This is a genomic window from Bradyrhizobium sp. Pha-3, assembly GCF_042258325.1.
GTDB lineage: Bacteria > Pseudomonadota > Alphaproteobacteria > Rhizobiales > Xanthobacteraceae > Bradyrhizobium > Bradyrhizobium elkanii.
Map to the genome: position 1 here is coordinate 8,346,723 of NZ_CP170151.1, position 21,962 is coordinate 8,368,684.

Consider the following 21,962-nt stretch of genomic DNA (forward strand, 5'->3'; position numbering starts at 1 on the left):
GTCGAGCATGATCCTTTCGGAAAAACGTTTCCGGATCATTGCCTCGAAAATAATAACACCGGCCGGAGCTTACCCATCCGGCCGGTGTCTTGTCGCTTACTTTCCGAGCTTGCCGAGCGCTTCGGTCAGCTCCGGAACCGCCTGGTAGAGGTCGGCGACCAGGCCGTAATCGGCGACCTGGAAGATCGGCGCGTCCTCATCCTTGTTGATGGCGACGATCACCTTGGAGTCCTTCATGCCGGCCAGATGCTGGATCGCGCCGGAGATGCCGACCGCGACATAAAGTTCCGGAGCCACCACCTTGCCGGTCTGGCCGACCTGCCAGTCGTTCGGCGCATAGCCGGCATCGACCGCGGCGCGCGAGGCGCCGACGCCGGCGCCGAGCTTGTCGGCGAGCGGCTCGATGTACTTGGCGAAATTCTCGCGGCTCTGCATGGCACGGCCGCCCGAGACGATGATCTTGGCCGAGGTCAGCTCCGGACGGTCGCTCTTGGCGACTTCCTCGCCGACGAACGTCGACAGGCCGGGATCGGCGGCCGATGCAGCGTTCTCGATCGCTGCGCTGCCGCCTTCGCCGGCGGCGGCGAAGGTCGAGGTGCGCACCGTGATCACCTTCTTGGCATCCTTCGACTTCACGGTCTGGATCGCGTTGCCGGCATAGATCGGCCGCTCATAGGTGTCGGGCGCGACGACCTTGATGATCTCGGAGACCTGCATGACGTCGAGCAAGGCTGCGACGCGCGGCATCACATTCTTGAAGCGCGAGGTCGCGGGCGCGACGAACGCGTCATAGCCGGGAGCCAGCGCGACGATCAGCGCAGCCAGCGGCTCGGCAAGGTCGTGCTCATAGGCGGGACCTTCGGCCACCAGCACCTTGGTGACGCCGGCAAGCTTGGCGGCTGCTTCCGCCGCCGCCTTGGTGCCCTGGCCGCCACCGGCAACCAGCACATGGACATCGCCGCCGAGCTGGCTCGCCGCGGTCAGCGCCTTGTTGGTCGCGTCCTTCAGCGTCTCGTGGTCGTGTTCAGCAATCAACAGCGTCGTCATCAGAGAACCCCGGCTTCGGTCTTGAGCTTGTTCACGAGTTCGGCGACGTCCTTGACCTTGACGCCCGCCTTGCGGCCTGCCGGTTCCGCGGTCTTCAGCACTTCCAGACGCGGCGTCACATCGACGCCGTAGTCAGCGACACTCTTGTCGTCGATCGGCTTCTTCTTCGCCTTCATGATGTTGGGCAGCGACGCATAGCGCGGCTCGTTGAGGCGCAGGTCGGTGGTGACGATCGCCGGGCCCTTGAGCTTGATGGTCTGCAGGCCGCCGTCGACTTCGCGGGTGACCTTGAAGTCGGATCCTTCGACCTCGAGCTTGGAGGCGAAGGTCGCCTGCGACCAGCCGAGCAGCGCCGCCAGCATCTGGCCGGTCTGGTTCGAGTCGTCGTCGATCGCCTGCTTGCCGAGAATGACGAGGCCGGGCTGCTCCGCCTCGACCACCGCCTTCAATATCTTGGCAACCGCGAGCGGTTCGACATTGCCTTCAGCCTTGACCAGGATGCCGCGGTCGGCGCCCATCGCAAGTCCGGTGCGAATGGTCTCGGAAGCTTGCGCGGGTCCGATCGACACCACCACCACTTCGGTCGCTTTGCCGGCTTCCTTCAGCCGCAGCGCTTCCTCGACGGCGATTTCGTCGAACGGGTTCATCGACATCTTGACGTTGGCGAGCTCCACGCCCGTCCCGTCACTCTTGACGCGGACCTTGACGTTGTAGTCGACGACCCGCTTTACCGGCACAAGAACCTTCATCGATCCTCTTTCGCTTTGATTTTATGGGTTTCGGTTGGCTGGCGCGGAACCTAAAGGTCCCGTTTCTCCCGGTCAACGCGCCAAAGCCAAAAAACCGTCCCCCGGTTTTGAACCAGTTTAGCGGTTCTGGCCCGGCACCCACAACACGTCTCCCGCTCCCTTATTATTCTGGAAGCGGCTGGCAACGAACAGGAAATCCGATAGGCGGTTCATATACTGGATGCCAGCCTGATTGACCGGCTCATCGGGTTGGGCGGCGAGTTCCACCATCATCCGTTCCGCGCGGCGACATATCGTCCGGGCGAGATGCAGATAGGCAGAGGCGGGCGTGCCACCGGGCAGCACGAACGAGGTCAGCGGCGCGAGCTGGTCGTTCAGGCTGTCGATATCGCGCTCGAGCCGCTCGACCTGGCTTGCCAGCATCCGCAGACGTTCGGCCTTGCCCTCGCGCTCGGGCACCGCGAGGTCGGCGCCGAGATCGAACAGATCGTTCTGGATCCGGCCGAGCATCGCATCGACCTCGGGGCTGCCGGCAAGATGCAGCCGCACCACGCCGATCGCGGCATTGGTCTCATCGACCGTGCCATAGGCGGCAATGCGCAGATCGTATTTCGGCCGCCGCTCGCCGGAGCCGAGCGCGGTGGTGCCGTCATCGCCGGTGCGCGTGTAGATCCGATTGAGAACGACCATGGCAAGCTCCGGTGTTCGATGTTCGAGTCCACTCCTCCGATCGGGAGAGGTGGAGAATAGCCCGACAAATCTACCTCATCTAACGCCCCATCGCCCAGACCGCGAGCATTGCGATGACGATGGCGACGAACTGCAGCAGCACGCGCAGCCGCATCAGCTTCTGCGACGTGTTCGGCGAGCCGCCCTTCATCATGTTGATGAGGCCGAGCAGGAGCACCAGCGCGACGGCGCCGACGGCGATGGGAAGAATGATCGTGCTGAGGAGAGATGTCATTTGCGGTACATAACACCGCAGGACGCGGACTTCCACACAGCCCGGCCATGCAACCAACTGGCTTTTCAGCGCGTAATATCAGATGCTGGGTCCGTTCTCGGGCCGAGCGGTTTTCGACAATGCCGGGTGGAATGTGAAGCAGCTTCGTTACGTCACCGACGTCGTGATGGATGCCTTTTACACGTTCCTCGCCGACGACGGCTGGGCGATCGCGAGCCACATCGCGCTGTCGACGCTGATGGCGCTGTTTCCGTTCCTGATCGTGCTGACCTCGGTGGCCGGCTTCTTCGGCTCCAAGCAGCTCGCCGACCAGGCGGTCGGGCTGATGCTGCAGGTCTGGCCGCAGCAGGTCGCCGAGGCGCTGTCCGGCCAGATCCACGACGTGCTGACCAACACCCGCGGCGACATCCTGACCATCGGCGCGGTGCTCGCGGTCTACTTCGCCTCCAACGGCGTTGAGGCGTTGCGGGTAGCGCTGAACCGCGCCTATGCCGTGATCGAGCCGCGGCGCTGGTACTGGCTGCGGCTGGAGTCGATCGGCTACACGCTGGTCGCGGCGTTCACCTCGCTCGCGATGGCTTTCCTGATCGTGCTCGGACCGCTGATCATCGAGGCGGCGCGGCGCTATATCCCGTTCTTCGTCGAATCGAACGAGAGCCTGCTCAACACCGCCCGCTACGGCGTCACGATCCTGGCGCTGGTCGTCGCGCTCTTCATCCTGCATGCCTGGCTGCCGGCGGGCCGTCGCAGCTTCACGCAGATCCTGCCCGGCATCATCTTCACCATGGTGGCCTCGCTGCTGTCGGGCATCGGCTTCGGCATGTACCTGGCACGCTTCGCCAACAACTACGTCACGATGTATGCGGGGCTGGCCTCGGTGGTGATCGCACTGGTGTTCCTGTATTTCATCGCCGCGATCTTTGTGCTCGGCGGCGAGTTGAACGCGGCGATCATCAAGTCGCGGCTGCCGCACGGCGTGTCGCTTCATGCAGCGCAGTCGCGAGCGCCCGCGGAGACACAGGCTTGACCAGGAAGCCGTCGGCGCCGGCAGCGCGCGCCGCGGCTTCGTCCTCGACCCGGCCGGAAATCCCGACAATCACGATACGGCCGTGCGGCGGCGGCAGCGCGCGGATGCGCTTGATCGCCTCGATGCCGTCGATGCCGGGCAGCACCATGTCCATCAGCACGGCGTCGAAGGCGCCCTGCACGAGCCTGTCGGGCGCGGCCTCGCCCTGACCGACGAATTCGGCGTGGTGACCGAGTTCGGTCAGGATCGTATTGAGCACGACGCGGCCGAACGGATTGTCCTCGACACTGAGCAGCCGCAGCCCTTGCGACATCAGCGCCGCCGCGCGCTCGCCGGAGGCGGCGCCGTCCGGCCCTTCGGCAGGCGCCAGCTCCACCTTGAGCGTGAAGGTGGTGCCCCCGCCGGCGCGCCGGTCCGCGACGATGTCGCCGCCCATGGCGCGCGCCAGCTGCCTGACGGAGGACAGGCCGAGCCCGGCGCCGCCGAACCGCGCGGCGATCGAGACGTTGGCCTGCGAGAACGGCCGGAACAGGCGCTTGACCTCCGATAGCGTCAGGCCGATGCCGCTGTCGGAGATCGCGAACGCGACGCCGATCTTGTCGCCCGACCCTGCCTTGGCCGCGCCCACCGGCGCGATACGCAGCTCGATGCCGCCCTGCTCGGTGAACTTCACCGCGTTGTCGATCAGATTTTCCAGCGCCGCGCGCAGACGGACGGGATCGCCGACCGCGAAGGCAGGCAGCTCGTCGGAGACCTCGACGGAAACCTGCAGCCCCTTGGCTGCCGCGCGGCCGGCCAGCGAATCCGCGGCGTGGCGCGCCAGCGTGCGCAGATCGAAGAAATCCTGCCGGATCTCGAGCCCCGGCCCCTCGCTTCGGGCGGCGTCGACGAACAGGGTCGCAAGGCTCGCCAGATGCTCGGCGCCGGCCTTGATGGTATCGACCCAGCGCCGCTCGCGCTCGCCGAGATCGGATGTCGCGAGCAGATTGCTGATCGCAAGGATTCCGGTCAGCGGCGTCCGCACCTCATGGGCAAAGGCAGCAAGTGCGGTATCGACCATGCCGGGACCGGCCTTCGGGGCCGGCTTTGGCAAGGGCCGCTTGCGGCGCGGCCTGGCCGCCACCTTGGTGGCGCTGGCCTTGGCCGTACGCGTCTTGGCGGCACCTGTCTTGGCAGTTCGTGTCTTGGCAGCACGCGTTTTGGCGGCGCGCGTCTTCGGCGGCGTCCCTTTGGATGGCCGCTTGCTGCGCCGTGCGCGCGATTTTGACGCCATGGTCTCCGTGATCCCCGCCCCGGCCAACAACATGGCATGCCAAGCGTGCCGGAGTCACGGCGCCGTTTACGGCGCGCCCGCGCAAAGCACCATGATGCGATCAAATAGCCAAAATCTACGGCAAACCGACCAGGCGGCGGATATCGGCCGGGCTCGCCCCAGCCGCCCGCAACTCGCGCAGTCCGGTCGCCCGGGTCGATTTCGACAGCTTTTGGCCGGCCGCATCTCGGATCAGCCGGTGGTGCCGGTAGTTCGGCACGGGCAGCCCGAGCAGTTCCTGCAACAGCCGATGCACGCTGGTCGACCAGAACAGGTCAACGCCCCTGACCACGTCGGTAACGCCCTGCAGGGCGTCATCGATCACGACCGAGAGATGGTAGCTGGTCGGAGTCTCCTTGCGCGCCAGGATCACGTCCCCCCAGGCCTCAGGCCGGGCCACGACGTCTCCGCTCTCGCCAGCCGGCCCCTCACCCGCGTCCTGCCAGCGCAGCTCACCGGCGCGCGCGCGGGCTGACGCCATGTCGAGCCGCAACGCGAACGGCACGCCCTGCCCGATCAGCCGGTCGCGCGCCTCGGCCGACAGCGATTTGGCCAGCCCCGGATAAAGCGGCGCGCCGTCCGGATCGCGTGGCCACGCGCCCCCGGCCTCGCGCTCCGCGACCAGCCGCGCGATCTCGGTCCGGCTTTCGAAGCTCGGGTAGACCAGCCGCTGGGCCGACAGGCGGTCGATCGCCGCGCCATAGGCGGCAAAATGCTCAGACTGCCGCCGCACCGGGGTCTCCCAGGCGATGCCGAGCCAGGCCAGATCCTCATAAATCGCCTGCTCGAATTCCGGCCGGCAGCGCGTCGCGTCGATATCCTCGATCCGCAGCAGCAAGCATCCGCCGGCCTGCCGCGCGAGGTCGTGGTTGAGCAGCGCCGAATAGGCGTGGCCGAGATGCAGGTAGCCGTTCGGACTCGGCGCGAAGCGGAAAACGGGTGGCATGGTCATCGGTCACGCGTCATTGCCGGGCTTGCCCGGCGACTCTGGTTCATGCGCCCAGACAAGACTCTGTTACGATAGGAGATCGATGCGCGGGTCAAGCCCGCGCCTGACAAGCCGATGCAGACCCCGCAAATGCTGATTCATCTCGAAACCCAGGCCGACCTCGACGACGCGATCCACAAACTGGTCGACCAGGACCGCCGCCTGCGCCCGATCCTGGAACTGACCGGCATGCCGGCGATCCGGCAGCGCGAGCCTGGATTTGCCGGGCTTGCCGCGATCATCTGCGGCCAGCAGCTCTCGACCGCGAGTGCGGCGGCGATCTGGGGGCGCGTCAGCACGGCGTTCGACCCGTTCCATCATGACGCGATCCGCAAGGCGCGGGCCGGCCGGCTCGGCCGGCTCGGGCTGTCGGCGGCCAAGATTAAGACGCTGAAGCACATCGCGCGCGAACTCGCCGAGGAGCGGCTGAACCTCGACGTCCTTGCCAATGAGGAGGCCGATGCGGCGCACAACACACTGACCGCGCTGCCCGGGATCGGCCCGTGGACCGCCGATGTCTATCTGCTTTTCTGCCTCGGCCATGGCGATGCCTGGCCCGCGGGCGACCTCGCCGTGCAGGAAGCGGTCAAGGTCGGGCTCGGCTTGAAGGAGCGGCCGACGCCGAAGCAGATGGCGCCGCTTGCGGAGCCGTGGCGTCCGCTGCGCGGCGCCGCAGCGCATCTGTGGTGGGCGTATTATCGCGTGCTCAGAAATCGCGAGGGCGTGATCGCCGGCGCAAAGTAGTCGTCGAGAAAAACACACCAACTGCGTGATCGCGTGATATAGAATCAGTAGACAGATACTTTTTCAATTTGCCGGCCTCGCCCATTTAGCACGCGCAGCACGTCCTTATTGCAAGGAGACGGACCTGATTTCTCTCCGTATCCCGCTGACGCTTCTTTCGGTATCCTTGGGCGCGATCGCCGCGGTGTGGTGGTGGCTCGGCATCCCGGTCAACCTGCCGCGCGCGCCGATCGATCCGAACGACAAGGTGCAGTGCATCTCGTACGCGCCGTTCCGTAACAATCAGACATCACTTTCGCCGGCGACACAGGTCTCGCCGGAACAGATCGCGGAAGACCTCGCCCAACTCGCGAAGATTTCCGACTGTATCCGCACCTACGCGACCGATCTTGGTCTCGATCAGATTCCCGCACTCGCGGCCAAGGCGGGGCTGAAGGTCATTCAGGGCATTTTCCTCGATCGGGACCGCAAGAAGAATGCAACGCAGGTCGCAACCGCGATCCGCCTCGCCAAGGAATATCCGGATACGATCATTGCACTCGTGGTCGGCAACGAGGTCTTGCTACGCAAGGAAATGTCGGCGTCCGACCTCGCCGCCACCATCCGCTCGATCAAGGCGCAGGTCTCCGTCCCCGTCACCTATGCCGACGTCTGGGAATTCTGGCTGAGCAATCGCGAACTTTCCGACGCGGTCGACTTCGTCACTGTTCATATCCTGCCGTACTGGGAGAATGTTCCAATCCGGGCGGAAGATGCCGCCGCTCACGCCAACGAGATGCGCCGGCAGATCGCGGCGGCGTTTCCAGGCAAGGAAATCTTTATCGGAGAGATCGGTTGGCCGAGCGAGGGGCGCATGCGCGAGTCCGCGCTGCCGTCCCGCGTCAATCAGGCGCGAGTGGTTTCGGAGGTCCTCGACCTTGCCCGGCGCGAGCATTTCCGCGTCAACCTGTTCGAGGCCTATGATGAAGGATGGAAGCGGGAGATCGAGGGCACGGTCGGCGGCTCCTGGGGCCTGTTCGATTCCGAGCAGCGCATGCCGAAATATCCGCCGGGCCAGCCGGTCAGCAATTTTCCGCTCTGGAAGCTGCAAATGGTCAGCGGAATGGGCCTGGCGATCCTCGTCTTCGGCGCGGCTTGGCTGACCTTGCGCCGCAAGCCGAGAAAGCCCGCATTCGTGTCATGGCTTGCGGTCGCGCTATCGGCGACCACGGCTGGCATCCTGTTTGGCGTCGCCGAGCAAAGATTGGTCTATGAAAGCTACGGAACGGGAGGCTGGCTTGTGTGGGGCTCGCTGCTGGTGGCGGCCACGGCTTCGCCGCTGTTGAGCGCCAACGCCCTGATGTCGGGTCGCGCACCGCCCAGTTTTTTCGAAGTGTTGGGTCCGAAGGGTCACCACACTGAATCGGTGCTGGTGACCATGCACGGACTGGCCTTGATGATCACCGTCGTGATCGGCACGGCGACCGCGATCGGCCTCGTGTTCGACCCGCGCTTCATTGACTTTCCCTTTGCGCCCCTCACCATGGCGGCGGTGCCCTTTGCCGCCGTGACGCTGCTCAATCCTCCCACCAAGGGAATCCGCCCCCTGGCGGAGTCGATCTTTGCCGGCATTTTCGTTGCAACGGCGATCTACACAGGATTCAACGAAGGGCCGGAGAACTGGCAGTCGCTGTGGACCTGCGCGGCCTTTGTCTTGCTCGCGGTGACGCTGTTGCGGGCGCGTGCCTGACAACGCGCTCTAGCCGCGCAGCCTGACGCGGTCCTCGCGCGCGCAGTCGGTGACGAAGCCGATGACGGCGCGCACCGCGGGAAGCTCGACCAGATCGGGATGGGCGAGCAGCCAGAGATCGGAGAGGCTCGAGAGCTTTTGCGGCGCGACCCGCACCAGATCGGGGTAGTCGGCCCCGACCAGGCAGGACAGCGCGCAAATCCCGAGCCCGGCCCGCGCCGCCGCAAGCATGTCGCCCTGCGAGGAACAGCGCATCACCAGCGTGCCCTGCCGCGTGATGACGTCGCTCCAGCGCGCCAGATGCGCGTTCGAGGCCTGGTCGGCAAAACCGATCACATGGTGGCCCCGCCACTGTCCCGCCGCTCCGGCAGCTTGCGCCCTGCCGCATAGTCGCGGGAAGCGTAGAAGCCGGTGCCGAGCCGCCCGATCTTGCGCCCGATCAGGTTCTCCTCGCCCGCATCGACCGGCCTTAGCACCACGTCCGCCTCGCGGCGGCGCACGCTGGCCGGGAACGGATGGGTGATGATCTCGAGCTGGATGTTGGCGTGATCGCGCAGGAACGGGCCGAGGCGCGGCATCAGCCAGTGCGCGGCCAGCGTCGCGCCGATCGACAACTTCACGACGCCGCGCGCCTGCTCGCCGGTGGCGGACGCGGCCGCCTCCGCGCGGAGCGCCGCCGCGGCCATCGCTTCGGCGTGCTCGCGGAATTTGCGGCCATGCGACGTCAGCGACAGGCCGTCATTGGAACGCGCGAACAGGCGGGTCCCGAGTTGCCGCTCGAGCGCCGCGACGTTGCGACCGACGGTGGGGTGGCTGATGCGCAGCCGCCGCGCCGCCCCGGCAAGGCTGCGCGTCTCCGCCACCGCGACGAATGTCTTGCAAAGTTCCCAGTCCATGCCGCTTCCCTTCCTGCGACATCGTTCATTTCTGGTCGATCCAATGTTCAATATTGAACGCCATGACGCAGCCGTCCAGCCTTATATTGCCGCGCCAAGAGAGCCGCCGCTCCAGCCATCATAACAAATCGCGATCCGTCCCGGCCGCCGGCCGGGCGGCGCATGGAGGATCCGAAAATGACGCTACCCGCTTCGCTCGCCAACAAGCTTGAACTGCCGGTCGTCGGCTCCCCGCTGTTCATCGTCTCGGGGCCCGAGCTCGTGATCGCGCAGTGCAAGGCCGGCATCGTCGGCTCGTTCCCGGCGCTGAACGCCCGGCCGGTCGAGAAGCTCGACGAATGGCTGACCCAGATCGAGAACGAGCTCGGCGAGTACCAGGCGCTGCATCCGGAGAAGAAGGTCGCGCCCTACGCCGTCAACCAGATCTGCCATGCGTCCAACGACCGCCTGATGCGCGACATGGAAATCTGCGTAAAGCACAAGGTGCCCGTGATCATCACCTCGCTGCGCCCGCCGTCCGAGATCGTCGAGGCCGCGCACTCCTACGGCGGCGTGGTGTTCCACGACGTCATCAACGTGAAGCACGCGCGCAAGGCCGCCGAGCAGGGCGTCGACGGCCTGATCCTGGTCTGTGCCGGCGCCGGCGGACACGCCGGCACGCTGTCGCCGTTCGCGCTGGTGCGCGAGGTCAAGCAGTGGTTCAACGGCACGATCCTGCTGTCGGGCGCGATCTCCGACGGCTGGAGCATCGCATCCGCGCTCGCGCTCGGCGCCGACCTCGCCTATATCGGCACCCGCTTCATCGCCACCGAAGAAGCCAACGCCGATATCAGGTACAAGCAGGCGCTGACCGAATACGCCGCGCACGACATCGTCTATTCGAACCTGTTCACCGGCGTGCACGGCAACTATCTCGGACCGTCGATCGCGGCGGCAGGGCTCGATCCGGGCAATCTGCCGGTCGCCGACAAATCCAGGATGAACTTCGGCTCCGGCGGCAACATGAAGGCCAAGGCCTGGCGCGACATCTGGGGCTCGGGCCAGGGCATCGGCCAGATCTCCGATGCCCCGCCGGTCGCCGAACTGGTGGCGCGGCTAAAGTCCGAGTTCGCCGCGGCGCGCGGCGACTTCCTGCGCGCCAGCGCCTGACGCTGTTTCACAAAGTCCGGGAGTGAACCATGAAACGAGCGGAACACGCGCTGGCAGCCGCGCTTGCGGTCTGCGCGATCGTCAGCACGGCCGCAGCCGACAACGGCAACGAGGCGATCCGGATCGGCCAGACGCTGCCCTATAGCGGACCGGTCTCCGGCTTCGGGACCATCGGCCGGGCCCAGGAAGCGTTTTTCGCGAAGGTCAATGCAGAGGGCGGCATCAACGGCCGGCCGGTGAAGTTCATCACGCTGGACGACGCCTATTCGCCGCCGAAGACCGTCGAGCAGACCCGCAAGCTGGTGGAGCAGGAGGAGGTGCTGATGATGTTCGGCTCGCTCGGAACCGCCACCAACAACGCCGTGCACCGCTATCTAAACACCAAGAAGATCCCGCAATTGTTCGTGCTGAGCGGCGCGACCAAATGGGCCGACCCGAAGACCTATCCGTGGACCATGCCAGGCATGGCCTCCTACGAATCCGAGGGCGTGGTCTATGCTAAATATGTGCTGCAGGCCAAGCCCGACGCGAAGATCGCGATACTTGCGCAGAACGACGATTTCGGCCGCGACTATATCGCCGGCTTCAAGCGCGCGCTCGGCGGCAAGGCCGCGAGCATGATCGTCGCGGAAGCGAGCTACGAGACTTCGGCGCCCACCATCAGCTCGCAGCTCGCGACCCTGAAGGCGTCCGGTGCCGATGTGCTGTTCGGCGTCGTGCTCGGCAAGTTCACGCCGCAGATGATCAAGGGCGTGGCCGAGATCGGCTGGAAGCCGGATCTGTTCTTCGTGCCGACCTCAGCGTCGTCGATCTCGTTCCTGGAGCCCGCCGGGCTCGAGAACGCGGTCGGCCTGATCTCGTCCAGCAACCAGAAGGACACGATGGACGCGCAATGGGCCGACGATCCCGCCGTGAAGGACTATCTTGCCTTCATGAAGCAGTACCTGCCCAATGCGGACCTCAGCAACTCGAACTACTCGGCGGGCTATCATTATGCGACGCTGCTGATGGCCGTGCTGAAAGCGTGCAACAACGATTTCAGCCGCGAGAACATCATGCGCCAGGCGGCGTCATTGCGCGACGTTCCGCTGCCGCTATTGTTGCCGGGCATGACGGTATCGACCGGGCCGGACGACTATCTGCCGTTCCAGCAGTTGCGGCTGCGCCGGTTCAACGGCAAGAGCTGGATCAGCTTCGGCGAGATCCTGGACGATCGCTAGAAGACGAGGCGCGACATGATCATCAGCGGCGACAGACAGGTCAGCTACGGCGACATTCACGCCCGCATCACGCGGGCGGCCAGCGGCTTCCGGGCACTCGGCGTGCAGTGCGGCAAGCCGGTCGGCATGATGCTGCGCAACGATTTCGCGCTGTTCGAGGTGGTCGCGGCCTCGGCCGCGCTCGGCAGCCCGGTGGTGCCGATCAACTGGCATCTGAAGGCCGACGAGGTCGCCTACATCCTGTCCGACAGCGGCGCCGACACGCTGGTCTGCCACGCCGATCTGTTGCCGCAGATCCGCGACGGCCTGCCGCCGGCAACCAAGCTGCTGGTGGTGACGACGCCGCCAGAGATCGCCGCGGCCTACGGAGTGGCGCCGGCGCTCACGCGCGTACCCGCCGGCATGACCGACTGGGACGTCTGGCGCGAGACGCACCCACCGCTGACCGACGCACCGATCGGCGCGGCGCCGATGTTCTACACCTCGGGCACAACAGGACTGCCGAAGGGCGTGCGGCGCAAGCCGATGCCATCAGAGCAGCAGGCGGCGGCCGCCCGCGTCGGCGCCATCACCTACGGCGTCAAGCCGAACGAGGATCAGGTGATCCTGATGAACGGCCCGATGTACCATTCGGCGCCGCACTCCTACGGGATGCTCGCGTTCCGCAACGGCTGCGTGATCGTGCTCGAGCCGCGCTTCGATCCGGAGGATCTGCTGCAACTGATCGAACGCCACCGTGTCACCCACATGCATATGGTGCCGACGATGTTCGTGCGGCTGCTGCGCCTGCCCGAGGAGACGCGGCGCCGCTACGACATGTCGTCGCTGCGCTTCATCGTCCACGGCGCGGCGCCCTGCCCCGTCGACGTCAAGCGCGCGATGATCGAGTGGTGGGGGCCGGTCATCAACGAATATCTCGGCTCGACCGAGACCGGCATCCCGGTCTGGCATTCGTCAGCCGAAGCGCTGGCCAAGCCCGGCACCGTCGGCCGCGCGATCGAAGGCGGCATCGTCAAGACCTTCCGGCCCGACGGGACGCAATGCGACGTCGGCGAGCCCGGCGAGATCTTCATGCGTCAGACGTTGATCTCGGACTTCGACTATCACGGCAATGCCAAGGCACGCGCCGAGGCCGATCACGACGGCCTGATCAGCGTCGGCGATGTCGGCTATCTCGACGCTGACGGCTATCTGTTCCTGTGCGACCGCAAGCGCGACATGGTGATCTCGGGCGGCGTCAACATCTATCCCGCCGAGATCGAGAATGCCCTGATCGGCATGGCAGGCGTCCGCGACTGCGCGGTGTTCGGCGTCCCCGACGACGAGTACGGCGAGCGGCTGTTCGCCTGCGTCGAGCCGGAAGCAGGCAGCACGCTTTCGGTTGCGGCGATCCAGGATTTCCTCCGCGACAAGCTCGCCAATTTCAAGGTGCCGAAGGATATCCGCTTCATGGACGCGTTGCCGCGCGAGGCCACCGGCAAGATCTTCAAGCGCAAGCTGCGCGACCTCTACCGCGAAGGACAGCTCGGCTGAGCGATGTGACGGCGAAGCGAACGGCGTTTGAAACTTAGTTGCTGTTGCAAAAGGCCGGCGACCGACGCAACGATGCCGGTGCACCAAAGGCCCGGATCATCCGCCATGAACTCGACCGACTTCATCGTCATCCGCAACGATCTGCAGCAATGCAAGGTGATCGAGACGCAGTTGCCCGACGCCGCGGCGCTGCGGGCCGATGCGCTGCTGGTGAAGGTGACCCGCTTCGCCTTCACCGCCAACAACATCACCTATGCCGTAATCGGCGAGCAGTTGAAATACTGGCACCTGTTCTCGGCGCCCGAGGGCTACGGCATCATCCCGGTGTGGGGCTTTGGCGAGGTGCTGGCATCGAAACATCCCATGATCGCAGCCGGCGAGACGCTGTTCGGCTATTTCCCGATGGCGACCCATCTCGTGATCGAGGCGGCCGACGTCAGCAAGCGCGGCCTGCGCGACGGCGCCGCGCACCGGCAGGAGGTCTCGCCGGTCTACAACGCCTATGCCCGCGTCTCCGGCGATCCGACCTATGCCGGCCGGCAGGGCGATTTCCGCGCGCTGTTGCTGCCGCTGTTCATGCTGTCCTTCCTGGTCGACGACTTCCTGGCCGAGAATGCGTTCTACGGCGCACGCCGCGTCATCCTGTCGTCGGCCTCGAGCAAGACCGCGTTCGGGCTCGCCCATCTCGTGCACAAACGGGGTATCCCGGTGATCGGGCTGACCTCCAGGGGCAATGTCGATTTCGTCAGCTCGCTCGGCTGCTACGACGAGGTCGTCACCTACGATCAGGTCACCGCGATCCCGTCGGCCGAACCTACAGCCTACGTCGACATGGCCGGCAACAGTGCGCTCCGCGAGGCCCTGCACCGGCACTTCGGCGCGCAGATGGTCTATTCCGGCCGGGTCGGGCTGACGCATCGCGCCAGCGAGGCGGAGGAGCCCACGCTGCCCGGCGCCAAGCCGGTGTGGTTCTTCGCGCCGGACCAGATCCGCAAGCGCGCCAAGGAATGGGGTCCCGGCGGCATCGACCAGCGTTTTGGCGCCGCTTGGGCCGAGCTCGTGCCGCATCTGCCGAAATGGCTTGATGTGGTCGAGCGGCGCGGCCCGGCCGCGGTGCGCGAGGCCTATCTCGATACCCTGCAGGGCCGCGTTCCGCCGGATCAAGGCCTGATCCTGTCGCTGGCCGAATAGGCGCTATCTCGTCGCGCCCTTTCTGCGTGCCTTCGAATAGGTATAGGCTTTGCGGAAAGGGAACGCCGCCAAGAAAACGTCAGCAAGGCGGCCGATGACGAGAAACGCTCAATGCTCGACAAGACGGACGATATTTCGGTCGCCGCCGACAATTGGCTCGTGCAGTTCGAAGATGCGCTGGCCAGCCCCGACGATGTGCTGCTGAAGCCGCTGTTCCATCCCGACAGCTACTGGCGCGACGTGCTGGCGCTGAGCTGGAACATCCAGACCGTCAACCGGGCCTTCGCGATCATCGAGGAGCTGCCGGCGCATGCGCGTCACAGCGCGCCGCATGACTTCCGCATCGATGCCGATCGCGCCCCGCCCCGACGGGTGACGCGCGCTGGTACCCATGCGATCGAGGCGATCTTCAAATTCGAGACGGCGGTTGGCCGCGGCCACGGCATCGTGCGGCTGATCCCTGATGCCGCCGACGACGATCGCCTGAAGGCCTGGACCTTGCTGACCGCGCTCGAGGAGCTGAAGGGTTTTGAGGAACAGCAGGGCCACACCAGGCCGCGCGGACAGGCCTATTCGCGCGACTTCCGCGGTCCCAACTGGCTCGACCTGCGCAAGGCATCCGCCGAATATGCCGACCGCGATCCCGATGTGCTGGTGGTCGGCGGCGGACAGGCCGGGCTTGCGATCGCCGCGCGGCTGCAACAGCTCAAGATCGACGCGCTGATCGTGGACCGCGAGGCGCGCGTCGGCGACAATTGGCGCAAGCGCTATCACGCGCTGACCCTGCACAACCAGGTGCAGGTCAATCACCTGCCCTACATGCCATTCCCGCCGAACTGGCCGACCTACATCCCGAAGGACAAGCTCGCCAACTGGTTCGAATCCTATGTCGATGCCATGGAGCTGAACTTCTGGACCGGCGCGGAATTTGTCGGCGGCAGCTATGACGACGCAACGGGGCGTTGGACCGTCGAGCTGCGCCGCGCCGACGGCACGACACGCAAGATACAGCCGCGCCATGTCGTGATGGCGACCGGCGTCAGCGGCATCCCCAATCTGCCCGATATTCCCGGTTTGAAGAATTTTTCCGGCAAGGTCATGCATTCCAGCCGCTACGAGGACGGCGAGAGCTGGACCGGCAAGCGGGCGCTCGTGATCGGCACCGGCAACAGCGGCCACGACATCGCGCAGGACCTGCACTCCTCGGGCGCCGACGTCACGCTGGTGCAGCGCTCCTCGACGCTGATCACCAATATCGAGCCGTCGGCGCAGCTCGCCTATGCTGCACACAATGAAGGTACGCTCGAGGACAATGATCTGATCGCGACCTCGATGCCGCTCGTGCTCGCCAAGCGCAGCCATGTGCTGATGACCGAGCAGTCGAAGCAACTCGACAAGCCGCTGCTCGACGGCCTCGCGCGCAAGGGCTTCAAGCTTGATTTCGGCGATGGCGGTACCGGCTGGCAGTTCAAGTACCTGACCCGCGGCGGCGGCTATTACTTCAACGTCGGCTGCTCCGATCTCGTCGCGAGCGGTGCGGTCGACCTGCAGCAATTCGCCGACATCGAGACCTTCGTAAGCGAGGGCGCGCGGCTGAAAAACGGCGAGATCGTTGCCGCCGACCTGATCGTGCTTGCGACCGGCTACCGGCCGCAGGAAGAGCTGGTGAAAAGACTGTTCGGCGAGGCGATGGCCGCGCGCGTCGGCCCAATCTGGGGCTTTGGCGACGGCCAGGAGCTGCGCAATATGTACACCCGCACGCCACAGCCCGGCCTGTGGTTCATCGCCGGCAGCCTCGCACAATGCCGCATCAACTCGCGCTATCTCGCATTGCAGATCAAGGCGATCGAGGAAGGCCTGTTGCCGCGCGACGTCGGGCCACAGGCGGATCTTTCGTAGCTCCCACCACCGTCATTCCGGGGCGCGCGCAGCGCGAGCCCGGAATCCATCGAAACCACAACCTCTGCGGACCAATGGATTCCGGGCCTGTGCTGCGCGCATCCCGGAATGACGAAAACAAGGAGATAAGCCAATGCCAACCACCCTCGGCACCGGCGAACACCGCTACCGCGTCGTTGACAATTTCGCAAAGCTGCCCGACGGCTGGAGCCTGACCGATGTCGCCTCCGTCGCGGTCGACAGCAAGGACCGCGTCTATGTCTTCAACCGCGGGGACCATCCGATGGTGGTGCTCGACCGCGAGGGGAATTTCATCAACAGCTGGGGCGAAGGCGTGTTCTCGCGCGCGCACGGCCTGCATATCGAGGCCGACGACAATCTCTATTGCACCGATGACGGCGACCACACCGTGCGCAAATGCTCGACCGACGGCAAGGTGCTGCTGACGATCGGGATCCCGAACAAGCCGGCGCCGTTCATGAGCGGCGAGCCGTTCCATCGCTGCACCCACACCGCGCTGTCGCCGAAGGGTGAGATCTATGTCTCCGATGGCTACGGCAATGCCTGCGTCCACAAATACACGCCGGATGGCAAGCTGATCAAAACCTGGGGCGAGCCCGGCACCGATCCCGGCCAGTTCAACATCGTGCACAACATCGCGACCGACGCCGACGGCTGGGTCTACGTCGCCGACCGCGAGAATCACCGCGTCCAGGTGTTCGACGGCAACGGCAAATACGAGACGCAGTGGAACAACCTGCACCGGCCCTGCGCGCTGTGCTGCTGCGGCGGCGGCAAGCAGCCGAACTTCGTGATCGGCGAGCTCGGCCCCGGCATGGCCGTCAATCGCAAGGTGCCCAATCTCGGCCCGAGGCTGTCGATCGTGGATCACACCGGAAAGCGCATCGCGCGGCTCGGCGGCGAGCAAGGCCCCGGCGTCGAGACCGGAAAATTCCTGGCGCCGCACGGCATCGCGCTGGATTCACGCGGCGACATCTATGTCGGCGAGGTCGGCGTCACCGACTGGAAGACCAGCTTTCCGGACACCGAGATGCCGGCCGCAGTGCGTGTGACGCGATGCCTGCAGAAGCTGGAGAAGGTGACGGGGTAGCCGCGCTGTATTGAAGCAGAGCGCCTACTATATCACCGTCACCTTGAGGAGGCGCATCGCGCGCGTCTCGAAGGGTCGACGGCCACCAGCGGGGCCGTGCATCCTTCGAGACGCCGCTTCGCGGCTCCTCAGGATGACGGGTCGAAAAGCGCTCCCGCGCAATCAAATCTCGCCGATCACCTCGCGGCGGCGCAGCTCGGATTCTTCCGCATAGCGCCGCATGGCGTGCGCTTCGGTGAGCAGGCCGATCGGCCGCCGGTCGCCCTCGACCACGGCGAGGGATTCCGCTTCCGCGGCGTCGAACACCGCGATCGCCTCCTGGACGTTCATGCCGGGATGCAGCACCACGTCGGCGTAGCGCAGAATGGCGGCAAGCCCCTTGTCGGCCTCGAGATCCGGCGCGTGCGCTTCGGCGACCAGCGCGAGCCCGGCGTATTGCCCCTCGCCGTCGACCGCGACGACCTGGGTCTTCGAGCCCGGCGGGAATTCCTCGCGGAACGCCTCGATCGGCATCGCGGCATTCACCGTCGTCATGTCCTGCCGCATCATCTTGCCGACCGTGAGATCGCGGATCCAGCCGATATCGGCGGCGCTGCGGATGGTCTCTCCGCGCAGATGCAAACGCCAGGTCGCGAACGAATAGCCGAACAGCTCGCGCGTGATCGTGGTCGAGATGATGACCGCGACCAGCACCGCGGTCGTGAGCCAGAGGTTGCCGGTGGACTCCAGCGCGATGAACGACATCGTGAGCGGGCCGCCGATCACCGAGGCCGACAGCGCGCTCATGCCGATCACCGCATAGGCATTGGGGTCGAGGTTCAGCCCCGGCCACACGATATCGACGCCGGCGGCGAACAGCCGGCCGCCGAGCGCGCCCATGAACAGCGTGGCGAAGAACAAGCCGCCACGGAAGCCCGAGCCGAGCGAAACGATCGAGGCCACCGCCTTCAGCGCGAACACGCCGGCGATGAAGGCAAGCGGCATCGCCACGATGCCCGCGAAGCGCAGCGCGCCGTGGCCCGACGACATCACCTGCGGCGTCAAGAGCGCCATCGCGCCGACCGCAACCCCGCCGAGCGCCGGCCGCAACGGCGGCCACAGCCGGCTCTTGGTCAGCAGCGCCTCGCAAAGCGTGACCCCGCGCATGATCGCGATCCCGGTCAGCGCCGCGACCATGCCGAGCAGCGCGGCGATCGCAAGATCCCGCCCGAGCACATCGCCGACGGTTCCGACGCCGACGCCGAGCGGCAGCGGCTCGAAGGCATGGGCGACGAAGTAGCCGGTCACCGCCGCCACGCCGACCGGGGTCAGACTGGCCGGCGTATAGCCACCGATCACAAGTTCGAAAGCGTAGAAGGCGCCCGCAAGCGGCGCGCTGAAGGCGCCGGCGATCGCCGCTGCCGCGCCGCAGCCCACCATGATTCGCTGGTCGTTGCGGCGGAGGTGAAAGCCGCGGCCGAGCGAGGCGGCGAGGCCGCTGGAGAGCTGGGTATAGCCGGCCTCGAGCCCGACCGAGCCGCCGACGCCGCTCGACCAGATCGTCTGCAGCGCCACGATCACGCTGCCGCGGAACGACATCCGCCCGCCATAAAGCGCGTTGGCCTCGATCGGGTCGATTTCGCGGGCCGGCCGGACCCGGAGCAACAGAAGGAACGCAAATCCCAGCAGCAGGCCGCCGATCGTGGGAACCACAAGCGCGCGCACGGGATCGATGCTGGGCTGGCTCGACAACCGGTCGCCGAGCGGCAGATTGAACAGCACCGAATGCAGCACCGTGACGAGGCCGCTCATGACCGCCACCACGAGGCCGCCAATAGCGCCGATCAGCACCGCCAGCACCACAAGGCTCGTCTCGTGCGCGCGCACGAACGCGCGCAACCGGCGCGGCGCCTCGAGATAGCTCGACGTCGTGGTCATCGGCAGGGTCCGTCACTGGCCGACAGGGCCTTGCGGCTCCCTTTACGGGCCTCGCGGGCGGGAGGCAATCGGGGCAGGAACATGGCAGGGCGCGGCGGATAAGCCGCTCATTGCTCTTCACAATCCCGTCACGCTGCCTGTAGTATGTGAGTGCATGCTGCTTCGCAGTTAATGGGAGTCAGGAGCGTTATTTGAACGCACATGTCTCGCAAGGCGGTTGGCCGGTACTGGTCTTGAATGCGGACTTCCGGCCGCTGAGTTATTACCCGCTGTCGCTCTGGTCCTGGCAGGACGCGATCAAGGCGGTGTTCCTCGATCGTGTCAACATCGTCGAATATTACGACCGGGCGGTACGAAGTCCTTCCTTCGAAATCCAGCTGCCGAGCGTCGTATCCCTCAAGTCTTTCGTCAAGCCGACCACCCACCCCGCCTTCACCCGGTTCAACGTTTTCCTACGCGACCGATTCAGCTGCCAGTATTGCCTGTCGGGCGACGACCTCACCTTCGATCACATCATTCCGCGCAGCAAGGGTGGCCAGACCACTTGGGAGAACGTCGTCGCCGCCTGCTCGCCCTGCAATTTGCGCAAGGGCAATCTCACGCCGCAGCAGGCCAAGATGTTTCCGAAGCAGACGCCCTACGCCCCGACCGTGCATCAGTTGCATCGCAACGGCCGGCTGTTTCCGCCGAACTATCTGCACGAGAGCTGGCTCGATTATCTCTACTGGGATACTGAGCTCGATCCGTAGAGCGCGCTGGTCCGCGTCGTCCTCACACCGAATGCAAGCCGTACTGCTGTGGTTTCAGGCGGGCCGCTTGGTGAGGGCTGCCTCGCCCTCCTCGCGTCCGGGAACGCTGACGTGAACCTCATGCCCCATCCTGATCGCCAGAGCCGCGGCGGCCGCCGCCGATTCGAATGCAGCTTCCTTGGTGGCGTATCCGCCGTTGAGATTGCCGTCGTGCAGGACGCCCCATTCCTCGCCGGCCGCAATCACCGCATATTGAGCCAATCCCATCGTCTCCTCCTTGCGCCAGCGGCGCTGCGTCAGGTCTCATTCCGCTTGTATCTCTCGCGGACGACCTCCTCGCCGGCCTGCACCGCGCGCCTGCTGCGAAAATGGTGCTGAAGCACGCCGAAGATCAAAGCGGTCAGAAGCACGAGCGCTCCGATGCCGTAGATGATTTCAAGGCCCATATCCATTCGGTCTCTCCAAGCCTTGCTCTCGAAGCCTTGTTCTCGAAGCCTTGCTCTCTTGCCCGCCGGGCGGCGTCGTTCATCCGCTCTTCTCGGCGCTGTCGATGCTTTCGCGGTGAATTTCGCGGGCGTCGCTGCCGATCACCGAGATGAAGTAGCCGCGTCCCAGATATTCCTGTCGGGTTTCGGCAAGGTCGATCGCGAGCCGCTTGGCGACGGCAATGGCTTCATCGCGGTCGGCAACCGGCTGGCCGGTTGCATCGATCACACGCTCATCATTCACGATCGCGAAGTGAAAGGCGGACATTCGCTATCTCCGCGCATCACTGCGTGTTCGATTCGTGCCACTTTTCCAGGTCCGGCTTCTCGTCTCCGGAGCCGTTCGCGTCTCCTGAGCGCTTCGCGTCTCCTGAGCGCTTCGCGTCTCCTGAGCGCTTCGCGTCTCCTGAGCGCTTCGCGTCTCCTGAGCGCTTCGCGTCTCCGGAGCGCTGCTCCTTCTCCGGGTTTCCCTTCCATGGCTTGTCGGTTTGCGCGTGGGAACCCCAGTCGCTCGGGCGTCCGGAATCCGGCGTGACAGGCTTTCTGTTCATGACAATCTCCTCAAAAACAGAAGCTTCTTTATCCCGATGCGTTCCTAACCGGCCGCGCTCAAGGTCCGCCCGCAACCGACCATAACCAGCGCATCGAGGTCGATCGTGCAGCAGTATTGACGCTCCCTCACGCAGGATCGCATTTGCGTGATATCCGCGATGTTCGGAGCTATATTATTGCATCCTAATAGTTCGTATCCTATCTAATTCGCGTGCCGCCTTCGCAATCCCATATCCACGCCGAGATCGGTCGCCTGGTGACCAGGCTCGCCCGGATCTGGCGCCGCGAGTCGGATCAGGCCTTATCCGACCACGGCCTGTCCTACGCGACGGCGATTCCGCTGCTGGTGTTGTCGCGCCAGGGGGAAACCGTCCGGCAGGGCGTACTGGCCGATGAACTGGGAATCGAGGGGCCCTCACTGGTGCGGCTGATCGATCTGCTCCAGTCCGAAGGCTTCGTCGAGCGTCGCGAGGACCCGACCGACCGGCGCGCCAAGACGCTGCATCTCACCACGACCGGCGAAGCCAAGGTCGAGGAGATCAACCGGGTACTGCGCCGCGTGCGGGTCAGCCTGCTGAAGGATATCGGCAGCGCGGAACTTGCGGTAACCTTCGAGACGCTGCAGCTCATCGAGCAGCGGGCGAGCCGTCTGCAGGACGCCAGGACTGCACCAGCCAAGACTGCTCCAGAGGCGAAATAG

Annotated in this window: 22 protein-coding genes and 1 pseudogene; 11 read left to right on the forward strand and 12 right to left on the reverse strand. The window is 65.4% G+C overall.

Annotated features, from left to right (window positions below; all coding sequences use genetic code 11):
• Positions 1-96 precede the first annotated feature (96 nt).
• The 4 genes from ACE10X_RS39910 to ACE10X_RS39925 all read right to left on the reverse strand — a co-directional run bounded on the left by ACE10X_RS39910 (position 97) and on the right by ACE10X_RS39925 (position 2,760).
• Positions 97-1,047 (reverse strand): electron transfer flavoprotein subunit alpha/FixB family protein, encoded by a 951-nt coding sequence (locus tag ACE10X_RS39910; protein WP_028340368.1) that lies wholly within the window; start codon positions 1,045-1,047, stop codon positions 97-99.
• Positions 1,047-1,796, reverse strand: a complete 750-nt coding sequence (locus tag ACE10X_RS39915) for an electron transfer flavoprotein subunit beta/FixA family protein (RefSeq protein ID WP_016845285.1) — start codon at positions 1,794-1,796, stop codon at positions 1,047-1,049. The genes ACE10X_RS39910 and ACE10X_RS39915 overlap by 1 nt, the downstream gene beginning before the upstream one ends.
• A 117-nt stretch (positions 1,797-1,913) precedes the next feature.
• Complete coding sequence (locus ACE10X_RS39920) at positions 1,914-2,486, reverse strand: cob(I)yrinic acid a,c-diamide adenosyltransferase (RefSeq protein ID WP_069280212.1); 573 nt, start codon at positions 2,484-2,486, stop codon at positions 1,914-1,916.
• 79 nt (positions 2,487-2,565) lie between these two features.
• Entirely contained in the window at positions 2,566-2,760 is a 195-nt protein-coding gene (locus ACE10X_RS39925) for a twin transmembrane helix small protein (protein WP_028340366.1), read from the reverse strand.
• 166 nt (positions 2,761-2,926) lie between these two features.
• Here ACE10X_RS39925 and ACE10X_RS39930 point away from each other — a divergent pair, with 166 nt between their 5' ends.
• Positions 2,927-3,787: a YihY/virulence factor BrkB family protein gene (locus tag ACE10X_RS39930; RefSeq protein WP_375764646.1), complete on the forward strand. Its 861-nt coding sequence runs from the start codon at positions 2,927-2,929 to the stop codon at positions 3,785-3,787.
• Here the strand turns inward: ACE10X_RS39930 and ACE10X_RS39935 are convergent.
• Positions 3,714-5,060, reverse strand: coding sequence for an ATP-binding protein (locus ACE10X_RS39935; RefSeq protein ID WP_038386682.1), 1,347 nt, complete (start codon positions 5,058-5,060; stop codon positions 3,714-3,716). The two genes, ACE10X_RS39930 and ACE10X_RS39935, sit on opposite strands and share 74 nt — an antisense overlap.
• Positions 5,061-5,175: 115 nt before the next feature.
• Entirely contained in the window at positions 5,176-6,045 is an 870-nt protein-coding gene (gene gluQRS, locus ACE10X_RS39940) for a tRNA glutamyl-Q(34) synthetase GluQRS (RefSeq protein WP_375764647.1), read from the reverse strand.
• Positions 6,046-6,177: 132 nt separating this feature from the next.
• On the opposite strand from gluQRS, the gene ACE10X_RS39945 reads away from it, so the two are divergent.
• Positions 6,178-6,831, forward strand: coding sequence for a DNA-3-methyladenine glycosylase (locus tag ACE10X_RS39945; RefSeq protein ID WP_038386690.1), 654 nt, complete (start codon positions 6,178-6,180; stop codon positions 6,829-6,831).
• A 166-nt stretch (positions 6,832-6,997) separates the two neighbouring features.
• Positions 6,998-8,560: a glycosyl hydrolase family 17 protein gene (locus ACE10X_RS39950; protein WP_038386681.1), complete on the forward strand. Its 1,563-nt coding sequence runs from the start codon at positions 6,998-7,000 to the stop codon at positions 8,558-8,560.
• A 9-nt stretch (positions 8,561-8,569) separates the two neighbouring features.
• On the opposite strand, the pseudogene ACE10X_RS39955 reads toward ACE10X_RS39950, so the two are convergent.
• Positions 8,570-9,456, reverse strand: a pseudogene (locus ACE10X_RS39955) (LysR family transcriptional regulator).
• Positions 9,457-9,633: 177 nt separating this feature from the next.
• On the opposite strand from ACE10X_RS39955, the gene ACE10X_RS39960 reads away from it, so the two are divergent.
• From ACE10X_RS39960 to ACE10X_RS39985, 6 genes are all read left to right on the forward strand, one after another.
• Positions 9,634-10,605 (forward strand): nitronate monooxygenase family protein, encoded by a 972-nt coding sequence (locus tag ACE10X_RS39960; RefSeq protein WP_038386689.1) that lies wholly within the window; start codon positions 9,634-9,636, stop codon positions 10,603-10,605.
• A 29-nt stretch (positions 10,606-10,634) separates the two neighbouring features.
• Positions 10,635-11,825: an ABC transporter substrate-binding protein gene (locus ACE10X_RS39965; RefSeq protein WP_038386679.1), complete on the forward strand. Its 1,191-nt coding sequence runs from the start codon at positions 10,635-10,637 to the stop codon at positions 11,823-11,825.
• A gap of 15 nt (positions 11,826-11,840) precedes the next feature.
• The gene (locus ACE10X_RS39970; RefSeq protein WP_038386678.1) at positions 11,841-13,358 is read left to right on the forward strand and encodes an acyl-CoA synthetase; all 1,518 of its coding nucleotides are present in this window, start codon (positions 11,841-11,843) and stop codon (positions 13,356-13,358) included.
• A 105-nt stretch (positions 13,359-13,463) separates the two neighbouring features.
• The gene (locus ACE10X_RS39975; RefSeq protein ID WP_375763683.1) at positions 13,464-14,549 is read left to right on the forward strand and encodes a DUF2855 family protein; all 1,086 of its coding nucleotides are present in this window, start codon (positions 13,464-13,466) and stop codon (positions 14,547-14,549) included.
• A gap of 111 nt (positions 14,550-14,660) precedes the next feature.
• Positions 14,661-16,448 (forward strand): flavin-containing monooxygenase, encoded by a 1,788-nt coding sequence (locus ACE10X_RS39980; protein ID WP_375763684.1) that lies wholly within the window; start codon positions 14,661-14,663, stop codon positions 16,446-16,448.
• A gap of 133 nt (positions 16,449-16,581) precedes the next feature.
• Complete coding sequence (locus tag ACE10X_RS39985; protein ID WP_038386675.1) at positions 16,582-17,559, forward strand: peptidyl-alpha-hydroxyglycine alpha-amidating lyase family protein; 978 nt, start codon at positions 16,582-16,584, stop codon at positions 17,557-17,559.
• 162 nt (positions 17,560-17,721) lie between these two features.
• Here the strand turns inward: ACE10X_RS39985 and ACE10X_RS39990 are convergent, their stop codons facing one another.
• Positions 17,722-19,476 (reverse strand): chloride channel protein, encoded by a 1,755-nt coding sequence (locus ACE10X_RS39990; RefSeq protein WP_304557244.1) that lies wholly within the window; start codon positions 19,474-19,476, stop codon positions 17,722-17,724.
• 191 nt (positions 19,477-19,667) lie between these two features.
• Between ACE10X_RS39990 and ACE10X_RS39995 the strand changes: the two genes are divergently transcribed.
• Positions 19,668-20,225, forward strand: coding sequence for an HNH endonuclease (locus ACE10X_RS39995; protein ID WP_016845270.1), 558 nt, complete (start codon positions 19,668-19,670; stop codon positions 20,223-20,225).
• A gap of 54 nt (positions 20,226-20,279) precedes the next feature.
• Here the strand turns inward: ACE10X_RS39995 and ACE10X_RS40000 are convergent, their stop codons facing one another.
• The 4 genes from ACE10X_RS40000 to ACE10X_RS40015 form a co-directional block, all read right to left on the reverse strand.
• Positions 20,280-20,492, reverse strand: coding sequence for a hypothetical protein (locus tag ACE10X_RS40000; protein WP_028333636.1), 213 nt, complete (start codon positions 20,490-20,492; stop codon positions 20,280-20,282).
• A gap of 29 nt (positions 20,493-20,521) precedes the next feature.
• Positions 20,522-20,677 carry a hypothetical protein gene (locus ACE10X_RS40005; protein ID WP_157788058.1) on the reverse strand — a complete coding sequence of 52 codons (156 nt, stop codon included), beginning with the start codon at positions 20,675-20,677 and terminating at the stop codon, positions 20,522-20,524.
• A gap of 73 nt (positions 20,678-20,750) precedes the next feature.
• Positions 20,751-20,978 (reverse strand): DUF6894 family protein, encoded by a 228-nt coding sequence (locus ACE10X_RS40010; protein WP_038386668.1) that lies wholly within the window; start codon positions 20,976-20,978, stop codon positions 20,751-20,753.
• 16 nt (positions 20,979-20,994) lie between these two features.
• Complete coding sequence (locus ACE10X_RS40015) at positions 20,995-21,261, reverse strand: hypothetical protein (protein ID WP_375763685.1); 267 nt, start codon at positions 21,259-21,261, stop codon at positions 20,995-20,997.
• Between the two features lie 212 nt (positions 21,262-21,473).
• Here ACE10X_RS40015 and ACE10X_RS40020 point away from each other — a divergent pair, with 212 nt between their 5' ends.
• Entirely contained in the window at positions 21,474-21,962 is a 489-nt protein-coding gene (locus tag ACE10X_RS40020) for a MarR family winged helix-turn-helix transcriptional regulator (protein WP_038386666.1), read from the forward strand.